Below are 16308 nucleotides of genomic sequence, written 5' to 3'. Positions count from 1 at the left end.
TTCCGGTCAGGCCAGGGGGTGGGCGGCCAGCAGGTCGCCCAAGGCCTCCTCGTGCGCGGCGGCGGGGCCCAGCTGGAGCTCCAGCTGCTTGGCCCAGGCGTGGTAGCGGTGCAGGGGGTAGTCGGTGTCGGCGCCGAAGCCGCCGTGCAGGTGCTGGGCGGTCTGCACGACCCGGCGTACGCCCTCCGAGGCCCAGATCTTCGCTACCGCGACGTCTCCGGAGCTCGGCAGCGGGCCGCCCGCGCCGCCGGTCGCGGCGTCCAGGCGCCAGGCGGCCTGCCAGAGGGTGACCTCCATGGCGCGCAGGTCGATGTAGCGGTCGGCGGCCTGGACGGCGACGGCTTGGAAGGTGGCCACCGGGAAGCCGAACTGCTCGCGCTTGCTCGTGTACTGGCTGGTCATGGTGAGGACGCCTTCGCCGAGGCCGAGGGCGAGGGCGCAGGTTCCGGTGGCGAGGAGCTGGCGCAGCCGCTCCCAGGCGCCCGGGTCGTCGACGAGGTGGGTCGGGGCCACGCGTACGCCGTCCAGGGCGAGTTCGGCCAGCCGCTCCCCGTTGGTGGAGACCTGCTCGGCGAGGGCGAGGCCCTCGGCGGTGCGCGGGACGAAGGCGAGGACGGCCTCGCCCTCGCCGGTGTGGGCCGGTACGGCGATCCAGTCGGCGCTGTGCGCCCAGGGGACGGCCGTCTGCGTGCCGTCCAGGATCCAGCCCTCTCCGTCCCGGCGGGCGGTGACGGCGAGTTCGGCCGGGTCGTGGCCGGAGCGGCCGTGGGCGGCGGCGGTCAGGACGACGCTGCCGCTGCCGGCGCCGGGCAGCAGGGCGGCGGCCAGTTCGGGGCTGCCGTGGGACTGTACGGCCATGGCGGTGGCGCAGTGCTCCAGCAGCGGCACGCGGGCCAGCACCTTCGCGGCCTCGCGCAGCACCAGGCACAGGGCGATGGTGTCGAGGCCGGCCCCGCCGTGCTCCTCGGCGAGGACCAGGCTCAGCAGGTCGGATCCGGCGAGCCTGGCCCACAGCGGGCGGTCGAAGTCGTCGGCGACGGCCCCGGGGGTGAGCGCGGGGCTGGGCACCCCGTCGGGCGCGACGTCCGCGAAGACGGCCTTGGCCGCCTCGACGGCCGCCTGCTGCTCCTCGGTGAAGGTGAAGTCCACTGCCGGTCCTCCCGTTCTGGTCTGACGGTGCGTCAAGATAGAACAGGTTCTGGAAAATGGACAGGGCCGGGAACGGGAGCCCGGCCCGGTCCGGCGCCGCGGCCGGCCGGCGGGCTACCGGTCGAAGTCGATCTCCACTTCCTCCGTCACCGGGTGCGACTGGCAGGCCAGCACGAACCCGGCTTCCGTCTCCTCGGCCTCCAGGGCGAAGTTGCGGTCCATCCGGACCTCGCCCGCCACCACGAACGCCCGGCAGGTGCCGCACACCCCGCCCTTGCAGGCGTAGGGGGCGTCCGCGCGGTTGCGGAGCACCGCGTCCAGCAGGGACTCCCCGTCACGGACCGGCCAGGTGCCGGAACGCCCGTCGAGGCGCGCCGTGACCCGCCCGTGGGAGGGGGCCGAAGCGGTGGCGGCGGGGGCCGGCGCCGTGGTGTCCTCGACGTGGAAGATCTCCTCGTGCACCCGGGTCCGGGCGACGCCGAGCGCGGCCAGGGTCCGCTCCGCGCCCTGCACCAGGCCGTACGGCCCGCACAGGAACCAGCCCGTCACCTCGGCCACCGGCAGCAGCGCGGGCAGCAGGGCGGCCAGCCGCTCCTCGTCGAGGCGCCCGGAGGGCAGCCCGGCCTCCTGCTCCTCCCGGGACAGGACCGTGACCAGCTGGAACCGGGACGGATAGCGGTCCTTGAGGTCGGCGACCTCCTCGAGGAACATCGTCGAAGCCGCCGTACGGTCGCTGCGCACGAGGCAGAACCGGGCGTCGGGGCGGGCGGCCAGCAGGCTCGCGGCGATCGAGAGCACGGGGGTGATCCCGCTGCCGCCGACGATCGCCGCGTAGTGCCCGGCGGCCGGGGCGGCGGCCGGGTCCAGGACGAACCGGCCGGCCGGGACCATCACGTCCAGCACGTCTCCGGCGGCGATCTCCTTGTGCGCGAAGGTGGAGAACTCCCCGCCCTCCACCAGCCGCACGCCGACCCGAAGTTGCGCCGGGCCCGGGCCGCCGGCCGCGGGCGCCGGGGAGCAGATCGAGTAGGTGCGACGGACCTCCGCGCCCTCGGGGGCGCTGCGGCGCAGGGTCAGGTGCTGGCCGGGGGCGTGCCGGTACGCCTCGCGCAGCTCCTGCGGGACCCGCAGGGTCAGAGCCACCGAGTCGTCGGTGAGCCGGTCGACCGCAGCCACCGTCAGCGGGTGGAACGCGCCGTGGCGGGGTGCGGCCATCTACAGCTCCTTGAAGTGGTCGAACGGTTCGCGGCAGGCGGTGCAGCGGCGCAGTGCCTTGCAGGCCGTGGAGGAGAACCGGCTGAGCAGCTCGGTGTCGGTGGAGCCGCAGTTCGGGCAGCGCACCGACAGGGTCAGCGGGACCGGCCCGCCGGCCGCGTGCGGGCGCGGCGGGGCGATGCCGAACTCGGCCAGCTTGCGGCGGCCTTCGGCGCTGATGTCGTCGGTGGACCAGGCGGGGGCCAGCACGGTGGTCACCCGGACCTCGGGTATCCCGTGGCCGGTCAGGACCCGCTCGATGTCGGCGGACATGGCCTCGATGGCCGGGCAGCCGGTGTAGGTGGGGGTGAGGGTGACCTCGGCGCGGCCTTCCTCGTCCACCCGCACCCCGCGCACCACGCCGAGCTCGCCCAGGGTGAGCACGGGCAGTTCGGGATCGGGGACGGAGCCGGCCAGCTCGGCCAGTTCCGCCTCCAGGCGGCTCGCCCCGGCGCGGGCGGTCACCATGACGCCCCCGGGTGGCTGCGGTGCAGGTGCTGCATCTCGGCGAGCAGCCGGCCGAAGGGCTCGGTGTGCAGGCCCTCGCGTCCGGCTCCGGCCGCCCAGGCGCCGGTGCGCGGCCCCTGGGGCAGTGCGAGCCCGGCCCGCTCCAGCACACCGGTCACCGCGCCGAGCCAACGACCTTCCAGGGCGGCCCAGTCGAGGCCTTCGATGCCGTCCACGGGCCGGAACATCTCGCCGGTGAACTTCCACAGGGCGTCCAGGCCCGCGCGCATGCGCGCCCGGCTCTCCTCGGTGCCGTCGCCGAGCCGCAGGGTCCACTGCTCGGCGTGGTCGCGGTGGTACGCGGTCTCCTTGACGGCCTTGGCCGCCAGCGGCGCGAACGGGCCGTCCCCACGGGCCAGTTCCCCGTAGAGCTCGTGCTGGTAGAAGGAGAAGTAGAGCTGGCGGGCGATGGTGTGGGCGAAGTCGCCGTTGGGTTGTTCCACCAGCTGGAGGTTGCGGAAGGAGCGCTCCTCGCGCAGGAAGGCCAGCTCGTCCTCGTCGCCCGCCATGGTCAGCAGGAGGCGGGCCTGGCCGAGCAGGTCGAGCGCGATGTTGGCGAGCGCGACCTCCTCCTCGAGCACCGGGGCGTGGCCCGCCCATTCGCCGAGGCGGTGGGAGAGGATCAGGGCGTCGTCCCCGAGGGCGAGGGCCGCCGTGAGGGTGGTGTCCGTGCTGGTCACAGGTGGCTCACTCCCTCCGGGATGTCGTAGAACGTCGGGTGCCGGTAGGGCTTGTCGGCGGACGGGGCGAAGAAGGGGTCGCGCTCGTCGGGCGAGGAAGCGGTGATCTCGGTGGAGGGCACCACCCAGATGGAGATGCCCTCGCCGCGCCGGGTGTAGAGGTCGCGGGCGTTGCGCAGGGCCATCTCCGCGTCGGGGGCGTGCAGGCTGCCCGCGTGCGTGTGCGAGAGGCCGCGCCGCGAGCGCACGAACACCTCCCACAGGGGCCAGTTCTGCGTCATACCCGTGCCTCCTCGTTCTGTGCGGCGTGCGCCGCCTGCTTCTCCGCGTACGCCGCGGCCGCGTCGCGCACCCAGGCGCCTTCCTCGTGCGCCCGGCGCCGCTGGCTCAGGCGCTCTTCGTTGCACGGGCCGTTGCCCTTGAGCACGTCCCAGAACTCCGCCCAGTCGATGGCGCCGAAGTCGTGGTGCCCGCGCTCCTCGTTCCACTTCAGGTCCGGGTCGGGCAGCGTCAGGCCCAGGGCCTCGGCCTGCGGGACGGCGATGTCCACGAACCGCTGGCGCAGCTCGTCGTTCGAGTGCCGCTTGATCCGCCAGGCCATCGACTGCGCCGAGTGCGCCGACTCGTCGTCCGGCGGGCCGAACATCATCAGCGAGGGCCACCACCACCGGTCGACCGCGTCCTGGGCCATGGCGTGCTGTGCCTCGGTGCCCTGCGAGAGGGCGAGGAGCAGCTCGTACCCCTGGCGCTGGTGGAAGGACTCCTCCTTGCAGATCCGGACCATGGCGCGGGCGTACGGGCCGTAGGAGCAGCGGCACAGCGGGACCTGGTTGGTGATCGCCGCGCCGTCCACCAGCCAGCCGATGGCGCCGACGTCCGCCCAGGTCAGGGTGGGGTAGTTGAAGATCGAGGAGTACTTCTGCCGGCCCGCGTGCAGCTTGTCGAGCAGCTCGTCGCGGCTGGTTCCCAGGGTCTCGGCGGCGCTGTACAGGTACAGCCCGTGCCCGGCCTCGTCCTGCACCTTGGCCATCAGGATCGCCTTGCGGCGCAGCGAGGGCGCCCGCGTGATCCAGTTCGCCTCGGGCTGCATGCCGATGATCTCGGAGTGGGCGTGCTGCGCCATCTGGCGCACGAGGGAGGCGCGGTACTCCTCGGGCATCCAGTCGCGCGGTTCCACGCGCTCCTCCGCCGCGACCGCCGCGTCGAAGGCCGCCGCGAGCTGTGCGTCGAGGTCAGCAGCCATGCCTGTGCCGTCCGTCCCGTCTGTCCCGAGGGCCGTCTCCGGCCCCGTCTCCGGGGTCACTGCCACCATCCCGGTCCCCTGTCCGCGTGTGCCGGCGAGCTGTCCGCCCACCCGACCGACCGATCGTTCGGTTCATCCTCTTCAATGGTGGGTCGGCGGCCCGTAGGGTGTCAACCTCTGAGGTCAACCCTGTGGATACCGGACGATCGGGGCGGGATGGATTCGAACGAGCGGGAGCCCGCCGCGGCGACCCCTCCGCCGCCCCCGCGGGCGCCCGGGATCGCCGGTCTGTCCACCCCGTACCGGGTGCTCGCGGCCCTCGCCCTGGGGGCGGTCGGCGTGGCCGCCTGCGCCCACCTCGCGTTCGTGTTCCTGCACGTCGCCCCCTCCAACACGGTCAGCAAGCAGCACGCGCGGACGGTCGACGCGTGGATCTATCCGGAGTTCGAACAGAACTGGAAGCTCTTCGCGCCGAACCCGCTCCAGCAGAACATCGCCGTGGAGGCGCGCGCGCAGGTGCGGACGGCCGCCGGCGAGCTGGTCACCACGGACTGGCGCAACCTGAGCGCCGAGGACGGCGCGGCCATCCGCAACAGCCTGCTGCCGAGCCACACCGAGCAGAACGAGCTCCGCCGGGCCTGGGACTTCTTCACCGGCTCCCACGACGAGGAGGACAAGCCGAACGGCGAGCGCGGCGAGCTGTCCGAGCGATACCTGCGGCGGATCGCCGTGAACCGGCTCACCCCGGACCACCCCGGCGGGGACGTCCTGCGGGTCCAGCTGCGCTCGGCGACGACGGCCGTGGCCGCGCCGAAGTGGAGCGACGAGACCACCGACACCGAGACGTACTACCGGGAGCTGCCGTGGTGGACGGTGTGAGAACCGGTCTGGCGGCCGCTCTGGCGAAGGTCACCGGGCAGGCCCTGGGCCCCTACCAGAGCGCCGTGGTCCGCATCGGCTTCGCCGGGACGTGGCTCTTCTTCCTGCTGCGCGAGTTCCCGCACCGCCACGAGCTGTACGGGCCGGACGGGCCGTGGAGCTGGTCGCTGGCGGAGCGGCTGATCGCCTCGAACGGGGCCTTCTCGGTCCTGATGTGGTCGGACTCGGCGGTGTGGTTCGAGATCGTCTACGCGCTCGCCGTGCTGGCGAGCGTGGGGCTGCTGCTGGGCTGGCGGACCCGGGCCACGTCCGTGCTGTTCATGGTCGGGGTGCTCTCGCTCCAGAACCGCAGCGTGTTCATGGGCGACGGCGGGGATAACGTCATCCACCTGATGGCGCTGTACCTGGTGCTGACCCGGTGCGCGCAGGTGTGGTCCCTGGACGCCCGGCGGGCCCGGCTGCGCGGGTCGGCCTCCGCGGGGGCCGCCGGGCCGGCGCTGTGGGGCGTACTGGGCGCGGTGTTCGCCTACGGGGTGGTGACCGGGCGGTTCAGCACCGGCTGGCTGGCGGCCTTCGCGGCGGTGTGGGTGGTCTGCGGCCTGTGGTGGCTCGTGGACCGGCGCGACGCGGGCGGGGAGGGCCGGGCGACGCTGGACGTGCTGGCCAACGTGCTGCACAACGCGGGGATGCTGGTGATCATGGCGGAGGTCTGCCTGATCTACGCGACGGCCGGCTGGTACAAGATCCAGGGCTCGCGGTGGCAGGACGGGACCGCGCTGTACTACCCGCTCGGGCTGGACTACTTCACTCCGTGGCCGGGGCTGTCCGCGCTGCTGGCGAGCAGCGGGACGCTGGTGATGCTGCTGTCGTACGGGACCGTGGCGGTGCAGGTGGCGTTCCCGTTCACGGTGTTCAACCGGCGGATCAAGAACGTGCTGCTGGCCGTGATGATGCTGGAGCACGCGGGGATCGCGGTGCTGCTGGGGCTGCCGTTCTTCTCGCTGGCGATGATCGCCGCCGACGCGGTGTTCCTGCCGACGGTGTTCCTGGTCTGGCTGGGCGCGAAGGCCGCGGCGCTGCGGTCCGGCCGTCGTGAGCGGGCCCCGGCCCTGGCCGCCGCGGAGCCGAGCCCGGCCCTCCCGCGCTGAGCCGGGCCCCGGCGGCGCTGCGCTTAGGGTCGGGGTATGCGTGACGAGTGGAGTTCCGATGAGGTCGAGCGGCAGTGGCGGGAAGGCGCCGGGCAGGGGCTGGTCCTGCTGGACGGGTTCCACGCGCTGAAGCACGCGCTGCGGTTCGGGGCCGAGGTGCGGATGGTCCTCGCCGAGGACCCGGCCGCCGTACGGGCGCTGGCCGCCGAGCTCGCTCCGGACGTCGAGGACGACGTGGCCCGGCTGGCGCGGCCGGCGCAGCTGGCGGGGCTGCTGCCCCGGGTGCACCCCACCGGCGTCGCCGCCCTGGCCGTACGCCCGGGCCGGGCGGCGGGCCTCGCGGCTCTCGGGCGCCTGCCGCGCCCCGCGCCCGTGGTCGTGCTCGACAACCCCCGCAACCTCGGCAACGTCGGGGCCGTCGTCCGCCTCGCCGCCGGCTTCGGCGCCACCGGCGTGGTCACGCGCGGGGACCTCGACCCCTGGCATCCGAACGTGGTCCGGGCCGGCGCCGGACTGCACTACGCCACCACCGTCGAGCGGATCACGCTCGAGACCCTGCCGCCCGGACCGCTCTACGCGCTCGACCCGGAGGGCGAGGACATCCGTGCCCTCGCCCTCCCGGACGACGCGCTGCTGGCCTTCGGCTCGGAGCGGCACGGCATCTCACCGGAGCTCCGAGGCCGGTCCGACCACCTCGTGTCCCTGCCGATGCGCCCCCAGGTCTCCAGCTACAACCTGGCCACCAGCGTCGCCATGACCCTTTTCCACTGGGGCGGGCCGCCGGCCGGCCAGCAGGGCGGCGAGGGCTCCTAGACCGCCCGCGAGCAGGATCAGCGCGGCCGCGCCGATTGTCGGCCCGTCCGGGCGGATCAGCGGCCGGCCGCGCGGGGCCTGCCAGGTCACCAGGGCGAACGTGGCGGCGTGGACCCCGCAGCCCACCAGGAGCGGGTGCGGCCGCACGCGCTCTTGGCGCAGCAGGGCGAAGCGTGCCGCGAGGAACGCCGGCGCGAGCACGAGCAGCGGGAGCAGTTGCAGCGCGTGCATGCCCAGGTGGACGCCTCCGCCCGCACCTTCCAGGCGGGGTAGCGGGGGCGCGTCCACCCGGGACGCTCACGGCGCCCGGCGTCAGGCCTGGCGGCGGACCTCCACCACGCGGAAGCGGTTGGAGACGAAGGCGCCGTCGCACAGCGCGGCGTTGGCCGCCGGGTTGCCGCCCGAGCCGTGGAAGTCGGAGAACGCCGCGGTCTGGTTGACGTACACCCCGCCGGTCAGGTTCAGCGAGAGCTGCGCGGACTCCTCCAGGCAGACCTCCTCGATCGCCCGCTCGGTGTCGGCGGAGGTCGTGTACGCGCCCACCGTCATCGCGCCCTTCTCGCGGACCGTGCGGCGCAGCAGCTCCAGCGCGTCCGCCGTGGAGTCCACGGCCACCGCGAAGGAGACCGGGCCGAAGCACTCCGAGAGGTACGCCGCGTCCGGGTCCGGCTTGGACGCGTCGAGCTTGACCATCAGCGGGGTGCGGACCACCGCGTCCGGGAACTCGGGGTTGGCGACCTCGCGGGAGGCCAGCGCGACCTCGCCCAGCCCGGCCGCCGCCTCCAGCCGCGCCTTGACGTCCGGGTTGACCAGGGCGCCGAGCAGGGCGTTGGCTCGGGCGTCGTCGCCCAGCAGGCCGCCGACCGAGGTCGCGAGGTCGGCGACGACCTCGTCGTACGCCTTGTGCCCGGCGTCCGTCGCGATGCCGTCGCGCGGGATCAGCAGGTTCTGCGGGGTGGTGCACATCTGGCCGCTGTAGAGGGAGAGGGAGAACGCGAGGTTCGCCAGCATGCCCTTGTAGTCGTCGGTGGAGTCCACGACGACCGTGTTGACGCCGGCCTTCTCCGTGTAGACCTGCGCCTGGCGGGCGTTGGCCTCGAGCCAGTCGCCGAACTCCGTGGAGCCGGTGTAGTCGATCAGCTTGACCTCGGGGCGCAGCGCGAGGGTCTTGGCGATGCCCTCGCCCGGACGCTCCACCGCCAGTGCGACCAGGTTCGGGTCGAAGCCGGCCTCGGTGAGCACCTCGCGGGCCACCTGGACCGTGAGCGCCAGCGGGAGGACGGCCCGCGGGTGCGGCTTGACCAGCACCGCGTTGCCGGTGGCCAGGGAGGCGAACAGGCCCGGGTAGCCGTTCCAGGTGGGGAAGGTGTTGCAGCCGATCATCAGGGAGATGCCGCGCGGGACCGCCGTGAAGGTCTTGCCGAGGTCCAGCGGGTCGCGCTTGCCCTGGGGCTTGGACCAGTCGACCTGCCCCGGGACCCGCGTCTGCTCCTCGTACGCGTAGGCCACGGCCTCCAGGCCGCGGTCCTGCGCGTGCGGTCCGCCCGCCTGGAACGCCATCATGAACGCCTGGCCGCTGGTGTGCATCACCGCGTGCGCGAACTCGTGCGTCCGGGCGCCGATGCGGGCCAGGATCTCGATGCAGACCAGGGCGCGCGCCTCGGGACCCGCGTCGCGCCAGGCGGCCATGCCCGCCTTCATCGCGGGGAGCAGCACGTCCGGGTCCGCGTGGGGGTACTCGACGCCCAGCTCCGGTCCGTACGGGGAGACCTCGCCGCCGGTCCAGCCGTCGGTGCCGGGCTGTCCCAGGTCCAGCCGGGTGCCGCGGACGGCCTCGAAGGCGGCGAGCCCGTCGGCCGGGGCGGTCTCGCCGTAGGCCTTGGGGTGTTCGGGGTGCGGGGACCAGTAGGCGCGGCTGCGGATAGCCGACAGGGCCTGGTCCAGGGTGGGCCGGTGCTTGGCGGACAGCTGGGGGACGGTGAGCTCGGCGGCCATCAGGGACCAACTCCTCGTTGAGCCGGGCGAAGGAGAGCAGACTGGAGTTAGAGTAACCGAACGATCGGTCGGGACAAGAGGGCCCGGCGGACCTGTGGACAAGTCGGTGCGGGAGGATCAGGACATGACAGCAATCGAACGGTCCCGCACTGTGGCGGTCGTCGGCGCGGGCACCATGGGCCAGGGGATCGCCCAGGTCGCCCTTCTCGCAGGTCACCGCGTGCTGATCTACGACATCGACGCCGCCCTCGCCGCGGACGGCGCCGCCATGGTGCAGGACCGCGTCGAGCGGATGGCCGCCAAGGGCCGCCTCGACCGCGCCGAGGCCGAGGACGCGATCGGCCGGATCGGTGCGGCGGGCGCCCTCGCGGACCTCGCCGCGGCCGCCCTCGTCATCGAGGCGGTGGTCGAGAACGTCACCGTCAAGCAGACGCTCTTCGCGGCACTCGAAGAGGTGCTCTCGCCGGACGCGCTGCTGGCCACCAACACCTCCTCCCTCTCCGTCACCGAGCTCGCCGCCGGTCTCGCGCACCCCGGCCGCTTCGTCGGCCTGCACTTCTTCAACCCGGCCCCGCTGCTCCCCCTCGTCGAGGTGATCAGCGGTTTCGCGACCGACCCGGCCGCCGCGGACAGCGCGTACCGCACCGTGCTCGGCTGGGGGAAGACGCCGGTCCGCTGCGCCGACACCCCCGGCTTCATCGTCAACCGGATCGCCCGCCCCTTCTACGCCGAGGCCTTCTCGGTCTACGAGGAGCAGGGCGCCGACCCGGCCACCATCGACGCGGTGCTGCGCGAGAGCGGCGGCTTCAAGATGGGCCCGTTCCAGCTGACCGACCTGATCGGCCAGGACGTCAACGAGGCCGTGACCCGCTCGGTGTGGGAGTCCTTCTTCCGCAGCCCCAAGTTCACCCCCTCCCTCGCGCAGCGCCGGCTGGTCCAGGCGGGTCGCCTCGGCCGCAAGTCGGGCCACGGCTGGTTCCCGTACGGCCCGGACGCCGTCCTGCCCCAGCCGCACACCGCCGCCCCCGAGGAGGCCCCGGCCGAGGTCACCGTGGTCGGCGACCTCGGGCCCGCGGCCGAGCTGGCGGACCTGCTGGAGGAGGCCGGGATCGCGGTCACCGCCACCGAGCACGGGGGGCCGTACATCCAGCTGCCGGGCGAGGGCCAGCTGGTGCTCGCGGACGGGAAGACCTCCGTCGAGTTCGCCGACGTCGTCTACTTCGACCTCGCCCTCGACTACCGGGGAGCCACCCGGATCGCGCTCTCCGCCAGCGAGGACACGAGCGAGCGGACCCTCGCCGAGGCCGTCGGGCTGTTCCAGAAGCTGGGCAAGAAGGTCTCCGTCATCGGCGACGTCCCCGGCATGATCGTCGCCCGGACGGTCGCGATGCTGATCGACCTCACGGCCGACGCCGTCGCCCGCGGCGCGGCCACCGCCGAGGACATCGACACGGCCATGCGGCTCGGCGTCAACTACCCGCTGGGGCCGTCCGAATGGCACGAGCGGCTGGGCCGGGACTGGGCCTACGACCTGCTGCACCACCTCGACGAGCGCTGTCCGGGCGGCCGGTACGCGCCCTCGCTGGCGCTGTTCCGGCTGGGCTACGGGGCAGAGGAATACGCCGCAGGCGAAGGCGATGCGACGGGGGAGAGCGCGTGACGACGGCGAAGCGGGACACCTACACCCCCGAGACCCTGCTGTCGGTCGCCGTCCAGGTCTTCAACGAGCGCGGCTACGACGGCACCTCGATGGAGCACCTCTCCAAGGCCGCCGGCATCTCGAAGTCCTCGATCTACCACCACGTGGCGGGCAAGGAGGAGCTGCTGCGCCGGGCCGTCAGCCGCGCCCTCGACGGGCTCTTCGCCGTCCTGGAGGAGCCCGGCGCGGTGCGGGGGCGGGCGGTCGAGCGCGTCGAGTACGTGACGCGCCGCACGGTGGAGGTGCTCGTCGGCGAGCTGCCGTACGTGACCCTGCTGCTGCGCGTGCGCGGCAACACCCGGACCGAGCGCTGGGCCCTGGAACGCCGCCGCGAGTTCGACCACCAGGTCGCGGACCTGCTCAAGGCGGCGGCGGCCGACGGGGACCTGCGGGCGGACGTGGACATCCGGCTCGCCACCCGCCTGCTCTTCGGGATGGTGAACTCCCTGGTCGAGTGGTACCGCCCGCACCCGGGGACGGGGCCGGACCAGCTCGCCGACGCGGTGGTGCACATGGCTCTGGACGGGCTGCGGACGGTCCGCTGACCCGTGGGCGGCACCCCTCCGCGAGGCCGCGACCTCGTGGTCGACATCGCCGCTCGTTCCCGCCCGCAGGGCGCTGCCGTCCCCCGTCCGGGCTACTCCTCGGTGATCGCGGGGCCGACGCCGGAGCCCGGTCCCGAGTCCAGCAGATCCGTTTCCTCGAACACCAGCAGGGTGCGGGTCGAGAGCACTTCCGGGATGGACTGGAGGCGGGTCAGGACCAGCTCGCGCAGGGTGCGGTTGTCCGGGGTGTGGACCAGGAGCAGGACATCGAAATCCCCGCTGACCAGGGCGATGTGCGCGGCCCCCGGCAGTTCGCGGAGCTTCTCGCGGACCGTCCGCCAGGAGTTCTGGACGATCTTCAGGGTGATGTAGGCGGAGGCGCCCTGGCCTGCCCGCTCGTGGTTGACGCGGGCCGTGAAACCGCGGATCACCCCATCGTCGATGAGCCGGTTGATCCGGGCGTAGGCGTTGGCGCGGGACACGTGGACCTGCTCGGCGACCGACCGTATGGACGCGCGGCCGTCCGCCTGGAGCAGCCGCATGATCGACCGGTCGATCGGGTCCAGGGGGCGGGGCGGAACAGAAGGCACCGGTGCCAACGGATTGGTCTGCCCGGGGGCGCCCCCCGGCGGGACCGGTGCGGAACCCGCTCCGGCCATTTGTTCATCCGGCATTGCCCGATGCCTCCCTCTCCTGGACGTCCTGCATCCATCCCAGGGCCCCGGCGCCCGTTTGTCCACAGCCTGGAGCCGCCTGTAGCCAAATTGCGCGGACAACCGAACAATCGGTAGGTGAAGCGCCTCACACCCGGGGCTCTCCCTGCCCGCTTCCCACGAGGAGGTGTACGCCGCCATGACGGTCCAAGAGCTGCCCGGTGCCGGTGCGTCCCACCGACCCACCCCGCCGCCCGCCTGGAGGCCCCGGACGGACGCCGCTCCGCTGCTCCCGGACGCCGAGCCCTACCGGGTGCTCGGCACCCCGGCGGCGGACCGGCTTGACCCCGCACTGATGCGCCGCTGCTACGCCGAGCTGGTGCGCGGCCGCCGCTACAACGCGCAGGCCACCGCGCTGACCAAGCAGGGGCGGCTCGCCGTCTACCCGTCCACGGTCGGCCAGGAGGCCTGCGAGATCGCGGCCGCGATGGTCCTCGAGGACCAGGACTGGCTCTTTCCGAGCTACCGGGACACCCTCGCGGCCGTGGCCCGCGGACTGGACCCCGTACAGGCCCTGACCCTGCTGCGCGGCGACTGGCACACCGGCTACGACCCCCGCGAGCACCGGATAGCCCCCCTGAGCACCCCGCTCGCCACCCAGCTGCCGCACGCGGTGGGCCTGGCGCACGCGGCCCGGCTGCGCGGCGACGAGGTCGTGGCCCTGGCCATGGTCGGCGACGGCGGCACCAGCGAGGGCGACTTCCACGAGGCCCTGAACTTCGCCGCCGTCTGGCAGGCGCCGGTGGTCTTCCTCGTGCAGAACAACGGCTTCGCGATCTCCGTCCCGCTCGCCAAGCAGACCGCCGCCCCGACGCTGGCCCACAAGGCCGTGGGTTACGGGATGCCCGGCCGGCTGGTCGACGGCAACGACGTGGCCGCCATGCACGAAGTCCTCACCGAGGCCGTCCGGCGCGCCCGGGCGGGCGGCGGCCCGACCCTGATCGAGGCCGTCACCTACCGGATGGAGGCCCACACGAACGCCGACGACGCCACCCGGTACCGCGGCGACGCCGAGGTCGAGGCCTGGAAGGCGCACGACCCGGTCGACCTGCTGGAGCGCGAGCTGACCTCGCGCGGGATCCTCGACGAAGCGGGCATCCAGGAGGCGCGCGACGCGGCCGAGACGATGGCCGCCGCGCTGCGCGAGGGGATGAACGCGGACCCGGTGCTGGACCCGATGGACCTCTTCGCGCACGTCTACGCGGAGCAGACCGACCGGCTGCGCGAACAGGCCGCCCTGCTGCGCGCCGAGCTGGACGCGGAGGGAGACGCATGACCACGGTGGCGGCGAAGGCGGCCGGGACGGGGGCCAAGCCCGCGACGATGGCGCAGGCCCTGACGCGCGCGATGCGCGACGCGATGGCCGAGGACCCGACGGTCCACGTCATGGGCGAGGACGTCGGGACGCTGGGCGGGGTCTTCCGCATCACGGACGGGCTCGCGAAGGAGTTCGGCGAGGACCGCTGCACGGACACCCCGCTCGCGGAGGCCGGGATCCTGGGCGCGGCGGTCGGCATGGCCATGTACGGGCTGCGGCCCGTCGTGGAGATGCAGTTCGACGCGTTCGCCTACCCGGCCTTCGAGCAGCTGCTCTCGCACGTGGCCAAGATGCGCAACCGCACGCGGGGCGCGATGCCGCTGCCGATCACCATCCGGGTGCCGTACGGCGGCGGGATCGGCGGGGTGGAGCACCACTGCGACTCCTCCGAGGCGTACTACGTGGCCACGCCCGGCCTGCACGTGGTGACCCCGGCGACGGTCGAGGACGCCTACGGGCTGCTGCGCGCGTCCATCGCCAGCGACGACCCGGTGGTCTTCCTGGAGCCCAAGCGGCTCTACTGGTCCAAGGCCGACTGGTCGCCGCAGGCTCCGGCGGCGGTGCCGGGCATCGGCAAGGCCCTGGTCCGGCGGACGGGTACGAGCGCGACGCTGATCACGTACGGGCCCTCGCTGCCGGTGTGCCTGGAGGCGGCCGAGGCGGCCCGCGAGGAGGGTTGGGACCTGGAGGTCGTGGACCTGCGCTCGCTGGTCCCCTTCGACGAGGAGACGGTCGTCGCGTCCGTGCGCAGGACCGGGCGCGCGGTGGTCGTGCACGAGGCCGCCGGCTTCGGCGGACCGGGCGCGGAGATCGCCGCCCGGGTGACGGAGCGCTGCTTCCACCATCTGGAGGCGCCGGTGCTGCGGGTGACGGGCTTCGACATCCCGTACCCCCCGCCGATGCTGGAGAAGCACCACCTGCCCGGCGTGGACCGGATCCTGGACGCCGTGGCCCGCCTGCAGTGGGAGAACTGATGCCGCAGGTCATGGAATTCAAGCTGCCCGATCTCGGCGAAGGCCTGACGGAGGCCGAGATCGTGCGGTGGCTGGTCGCGGTGGGCGATGTCGTCGCCATCGACCAGCCGGTCGTCGAGGTCGAGACGGCCAAGGCGATGGTGGAGGTGCCCTGCCCGTACGGCGGTGTGGTCACCGCCCGCTTCGGCGAGGAGGGGCAGGAGCTCCCGGTCGGGGCGCCGCTGATCACCGTCGCGGTGGGCGCGCAGTCGGTGCCCGCCGGGGCCGTGGAGGCCCCGGAGGCGGGAGCCGACGGCTCCGGCAACGTGCCGCGGCCCCTGATCGGCTACGGCGCGGACGACTCGCGTCCGGCGCGTCGGCGACGGGTGCGACCCGTCACCGCCGCGGTCTCGGCGCCCGTCGTCGCGGCTCCGGCGGCTCCGGCGGTGCCCGCCGCTGCGGCGGCGCCCGCCGGGCCGGTCCCCGTCATCTCGCCGCTGGTGCGCAAGCTGGCCAAGGACCACGGGGTCGACCTGCGCGCGCTGCACGGGTCCGGCCCCGAGGGCCTGATCCTGCGGGCCGACGTGGAGGCGGCGCTCGCCGCCCTGCGGGCGCCCGCGCCGGCCTCTGCCCCGGCCCCCGCCGCCGCTCCCGCGGCGGTGGCGGCGCAGGGCGAGCGGATCCCGCTCAAGGGGATCCGCGGGGCGGTCGCCGAGAAGCTGTCGCGCAGCCGGCGGGAGATCCCGGAGGCGACCTGCTGGGTCGACGCGGACGCCACCGAGCTGATGGCGGCCCGGGCGGCGATGAACGCCGTCGGCGGCCCCAAGATCTCCGTGCTCGCGCTGCTGGCGCGGATCTGCACGGCCGCGCTGGCCCGCTATCCGGAGCTCAACTCCACCGTGGACCTGGCGGCGGGCGAGATCGTCCGGCTGCCGGTCGTGCACCTGGGCTTCGCCGCGCAGACCGAGCGGGGCCTGATGGTCCCGGTGGTCCGGGACGCGCAGGGCCGCAGCCCCGAGTCGCTGTCGGCGGAGTTCGCCCGGCTGACGGAGCTGGCGCGGGCCGGGAAGCTGGCCCCGGGTGACCTGACGGGCGGGACGTTCACCCTGAACAACTACGGGGTGTTCGGGGTCGACGGCTCCACGCCGATCATCAACCACCCGGAGGCGGCGATGCTCGGGGTCGGCCGGATCATCCCCAAGCCGTGGGTGCACGGCGGGGAGCTGGCCGTCCGCCAGGTCGTGCAGCTGTCGCTGACGTTCGACCACCGGGTCTGCGACGGCGGTACGGCGGGCGGCTTCCTGCGGTACGTGGCCGACTGCGTGGAATCCCCGGCGGTCCTGCTGCGCAGCCTGTAGACCCGCGGGGCGGGGCAGGCCACCGCTCGCGCGGAGCCTCCCCCGCCCCGGGGG

The 16308-nt window shown here is 73.7% G+C and carries 17 protein-coding genes; 9 read left to right on the top strand and 8 right to left on the bottom strand.

All coding sequences use genetic code 11. The features are described 5' to 3' along the window. Positions 1–6: 6 nt before the first annotated feature. The 6 genes from BGK67_RS17920 to paaA all read right to left on the bottom strand — a co-directional run bounded on the left by BGK67_RS17920 (position 7) and on the right by paaA (position 4902). Positions 7–1149 (bottom strand): acyl-CoA dehydrogenase family protein, encoded by a 1143-nt coding sequence (locus BGK67_RS17920; protein WP_069921033.1) that lies wholly within the window; start codon positions 1147–1149, stop codon positions 7–9. Between the two features lie 114 nt (positions 1150–1263). Beyond that, the gene (locus BGK67_RS17915) at positions 1264–2364 is read right to left on the bottom strand and encodes a 2Fe-2S iron-sulfur cluster-binding protein (RefSeq protein ID WP_069921032.1); all 1101 of its coding nucleotides are present in this window, start codon (positions 2362–2364) and stop codon (positions 1264–1266) included. Beyond that, complete coding sequence (gene paaD / locus BGK67_RS17910; protein ID WP_069921031.1) at positions 2365–2871, bottom strand: 1,2-phenylacetyl-CoA epoxidase subunit PaaD; 507 nt, start codon at positions 2869–2871, stop codon at positions 2365–2367. After that, positions 2865–3590: a 1,2-phenylacetyl-CoA epoxidase subunit PaaC gene (gene paaC, locus BGK67_RS17905; RefSeq protein WP_069921030.1), complete on the bottom strand. Its 726-nt coding sequence runs from the start codon at positions 3588–3590 to the stop codon at positions 2865–2867. The genes paaD and paaC overlap by 7 nt, the downstream gene beginning before the upstream one ends. After that, entirely contained in the window at positions 3587–3871 is a 285-nt protein-coding gene (paaB, locus tag BGK67_RS17900; protein WP_030009045.1) for a 1,2-phenylacetyl-CoA epoxidase subunit PaaB, read from the bottom strand. The genes paaC and paaB overlap by 4 nt, the downstream gene beginning before the upstream one ends. Continuing rightward, positions 3868–4902, bottom strand: a complete 1035-nt coding sequence (paaA, locus tag BGK67_RS17895) for a 1,2-phenylacetyl-CoA epoxidase subunit PaaA (protein WP_069923949.1) — start codon at positions 4900–4902, stop codon at positions 3868–3870. The genes paaB and paaA overlap by 4 nt, the downstream gene beginning before the upstream one ends. A 147-nt stretch (positions 4903–5049) precedes the next feature. Between paaA and BGK67_RS17890 the strand changes: the two genes are divergently transcribed. The 4 genes from BGK67_RS17890 to BGK67_RS38925 all read left to right on the top strand — a co-directional run bounded on the left by BGK67_RS17890 (position 5050) and on the right by BGK67_RS38925 (position 7946). Further along, positions 5050–5712 (top strand): DUF5819 family protein, encoded by a 663-nt coding sequence (locus BGK67_RS17890; RefSeq protein WP_244291247.1) that lies wholly within the window; start codon positions 5050–5052, stop codon positions 5710–5712. Further along, positions 5709–6860 (top strand): HTTM domain-containing protein, encoded by a 1152-nt coding sequence (locus BGK67_RS17885; RefSeq protein ID WP_244291479.1) that lies wholly within the window; start codon positions 5709–5711, stop codon positions 6858–6860. The genes BGK67_RS17890 and BGK67_RS17885 overlap by 4 nt, the downstream gene beginning before the upstream one ends. Positions 6861–6896: 36 nt before the next feature. After that, positions 6897–7673: a TrmH family RNA methyltransferase gene (locus tag BGK67_RS17880; RefSeq protein ID WP_069921028.1), complete on the top strand. Its 777-nt coding sequence runs from the start codon at positions 6897–6899 to the stop codon at positions 7671–7673. 108 nt (positions 7674–7781) lie between these two features. Beyond that, positions 7782–7946, top strand: coding sequence for a hypothetical protein (locus BGK67_RS38925; protein ID WP_167739580.1), 165 nt, complete (start codon positions 7782–7784; stop codon positions 7944–7946). A gap of 39 nt (positions 7947–7985) precedes the next feature. On the opposite strand, the gene paaN is transcribed toward BGK67_RS38925, so the two are convergent. Then, positions 7986–9668, bottom strand: a complete 1683-nt coding sequence (gene paaN / locus BGK67_RS17875; RefSeq protein ID WP_069921027.1) for a phenylacetic acid degradation protein PaaN — start codon at positions 9666–9668, stop codon at positions 7986–7988. Between the two features lie 124 nt (positions 9669–9792). Between paaN and BGK67_RS17870 the strand changes: the two genes are divergently transcribed. Together BGK67_RS17870 and BGK67_RS17865 are read left to right on the top strand one after the other, a co-directional pair. Beyond that, positions 9793–11328, top strand: a complete 1536-nt coding sequence (locus BGK67_RS17870; protein ID WP_069923948.1) for a 3-hydroxyacyl-CoA dehydrogenase — start codon at positions 9793–9795, stop codon at positions 11326–11328. Next, a complete protein-coding gene (locus BGK67_RS17865) occupies positions 11325–11912 on the top strand; it encodes a TetR/AcrR family transcriptional regulator (RefSeq protein ID WP_069921026.1) in 588 nt (195 codons plus the stop codon). The genes BGK67_RS17870 and BGK67_RS17865 overlap by 4 nt, the downstream gene beginning before the upstream one ends. A 92-nt stretch (positions 11913–12004) precedes the next feature. Here BGK67_RS17865 and BGK67_RS17860 read toward each other — a convergent pair whose 3' ends face one another. Further along, a complete protein-coding gene (locus tag BGK67_RS17860) occupies positions 12005–12586 on the bottom strand; it encodes an Lrp/AsnC family transcriptional regulator (RefSeq protein ID WP_079154250.1) in 582 nt (193 codons plus the stop codon). Positions 12587–12764: 178 nt separating this feature from the next. Between BGK67_RS17860 and pdhA the strand changes: the two genes are divergently transcribed. The 3 genes from pdhA to BGK67_RS17845 are packed head-to-tail and all read left to right on the top strand — an operon-like array spanning position 12765 to position 16254. Beyond that, a complete protein-coding gene (pdhA, locus tag BGK67_RS17855; protein ID WP_069923946.1) occupies positions 12765–13901 on the top strand; it encodes a pyruvate dehydrogenase (acetyl-transferring) E1 component subunit alpha in 1137 nt (378 codons plus the stop codon). Further along, positions 13898–14917 carry an alpha-ketoacid dehydrogenase subunit beta gene (locus BGK67_RS17850; protein WP_069921025.1) on the top strand — a complete coding sequence of 340 codons (1020 nt, stop codon included), beginning with the start codon at positions 13898–13900 and terminating at the stop codon, positions 14915–14917. The genes pdhA and BGK67_RS17850 overlap by 4 nt, the downstream gene beginning before the upstream one ends. Then, on the top strand, positions 14917–16254 hold the full coding sequence (locus BGK67_RS17845) for a dihydrolipoamide acetyltransferase family protein (protein ID WP_069921024.1): 1338 nt from the start codon (positions 14917–14919) through the stop codon (positions 16252–16254). Before BGK67_RS17850 ends, BGK67_RS17845 begins: the two co-directional genes overlap by 1 nt. The last annotated feature ends 54 nt before the right edge of the window (positions 16255–16308 follow it).

It is taken from the genome of Streptomyces subrutilus, assembly GCF_001746425.1.
In the GTDB taxonomy this organism is placed as follows: Bacteria; Actinomycetota; Actinomycetes; order Streptomycetales; family Streptomycetaceae; genus Streptomyces; species Streptomyces subrutilus_A.
This window is presented reverse-complemented; position numbering and strand designations above follow the sequence as displayed.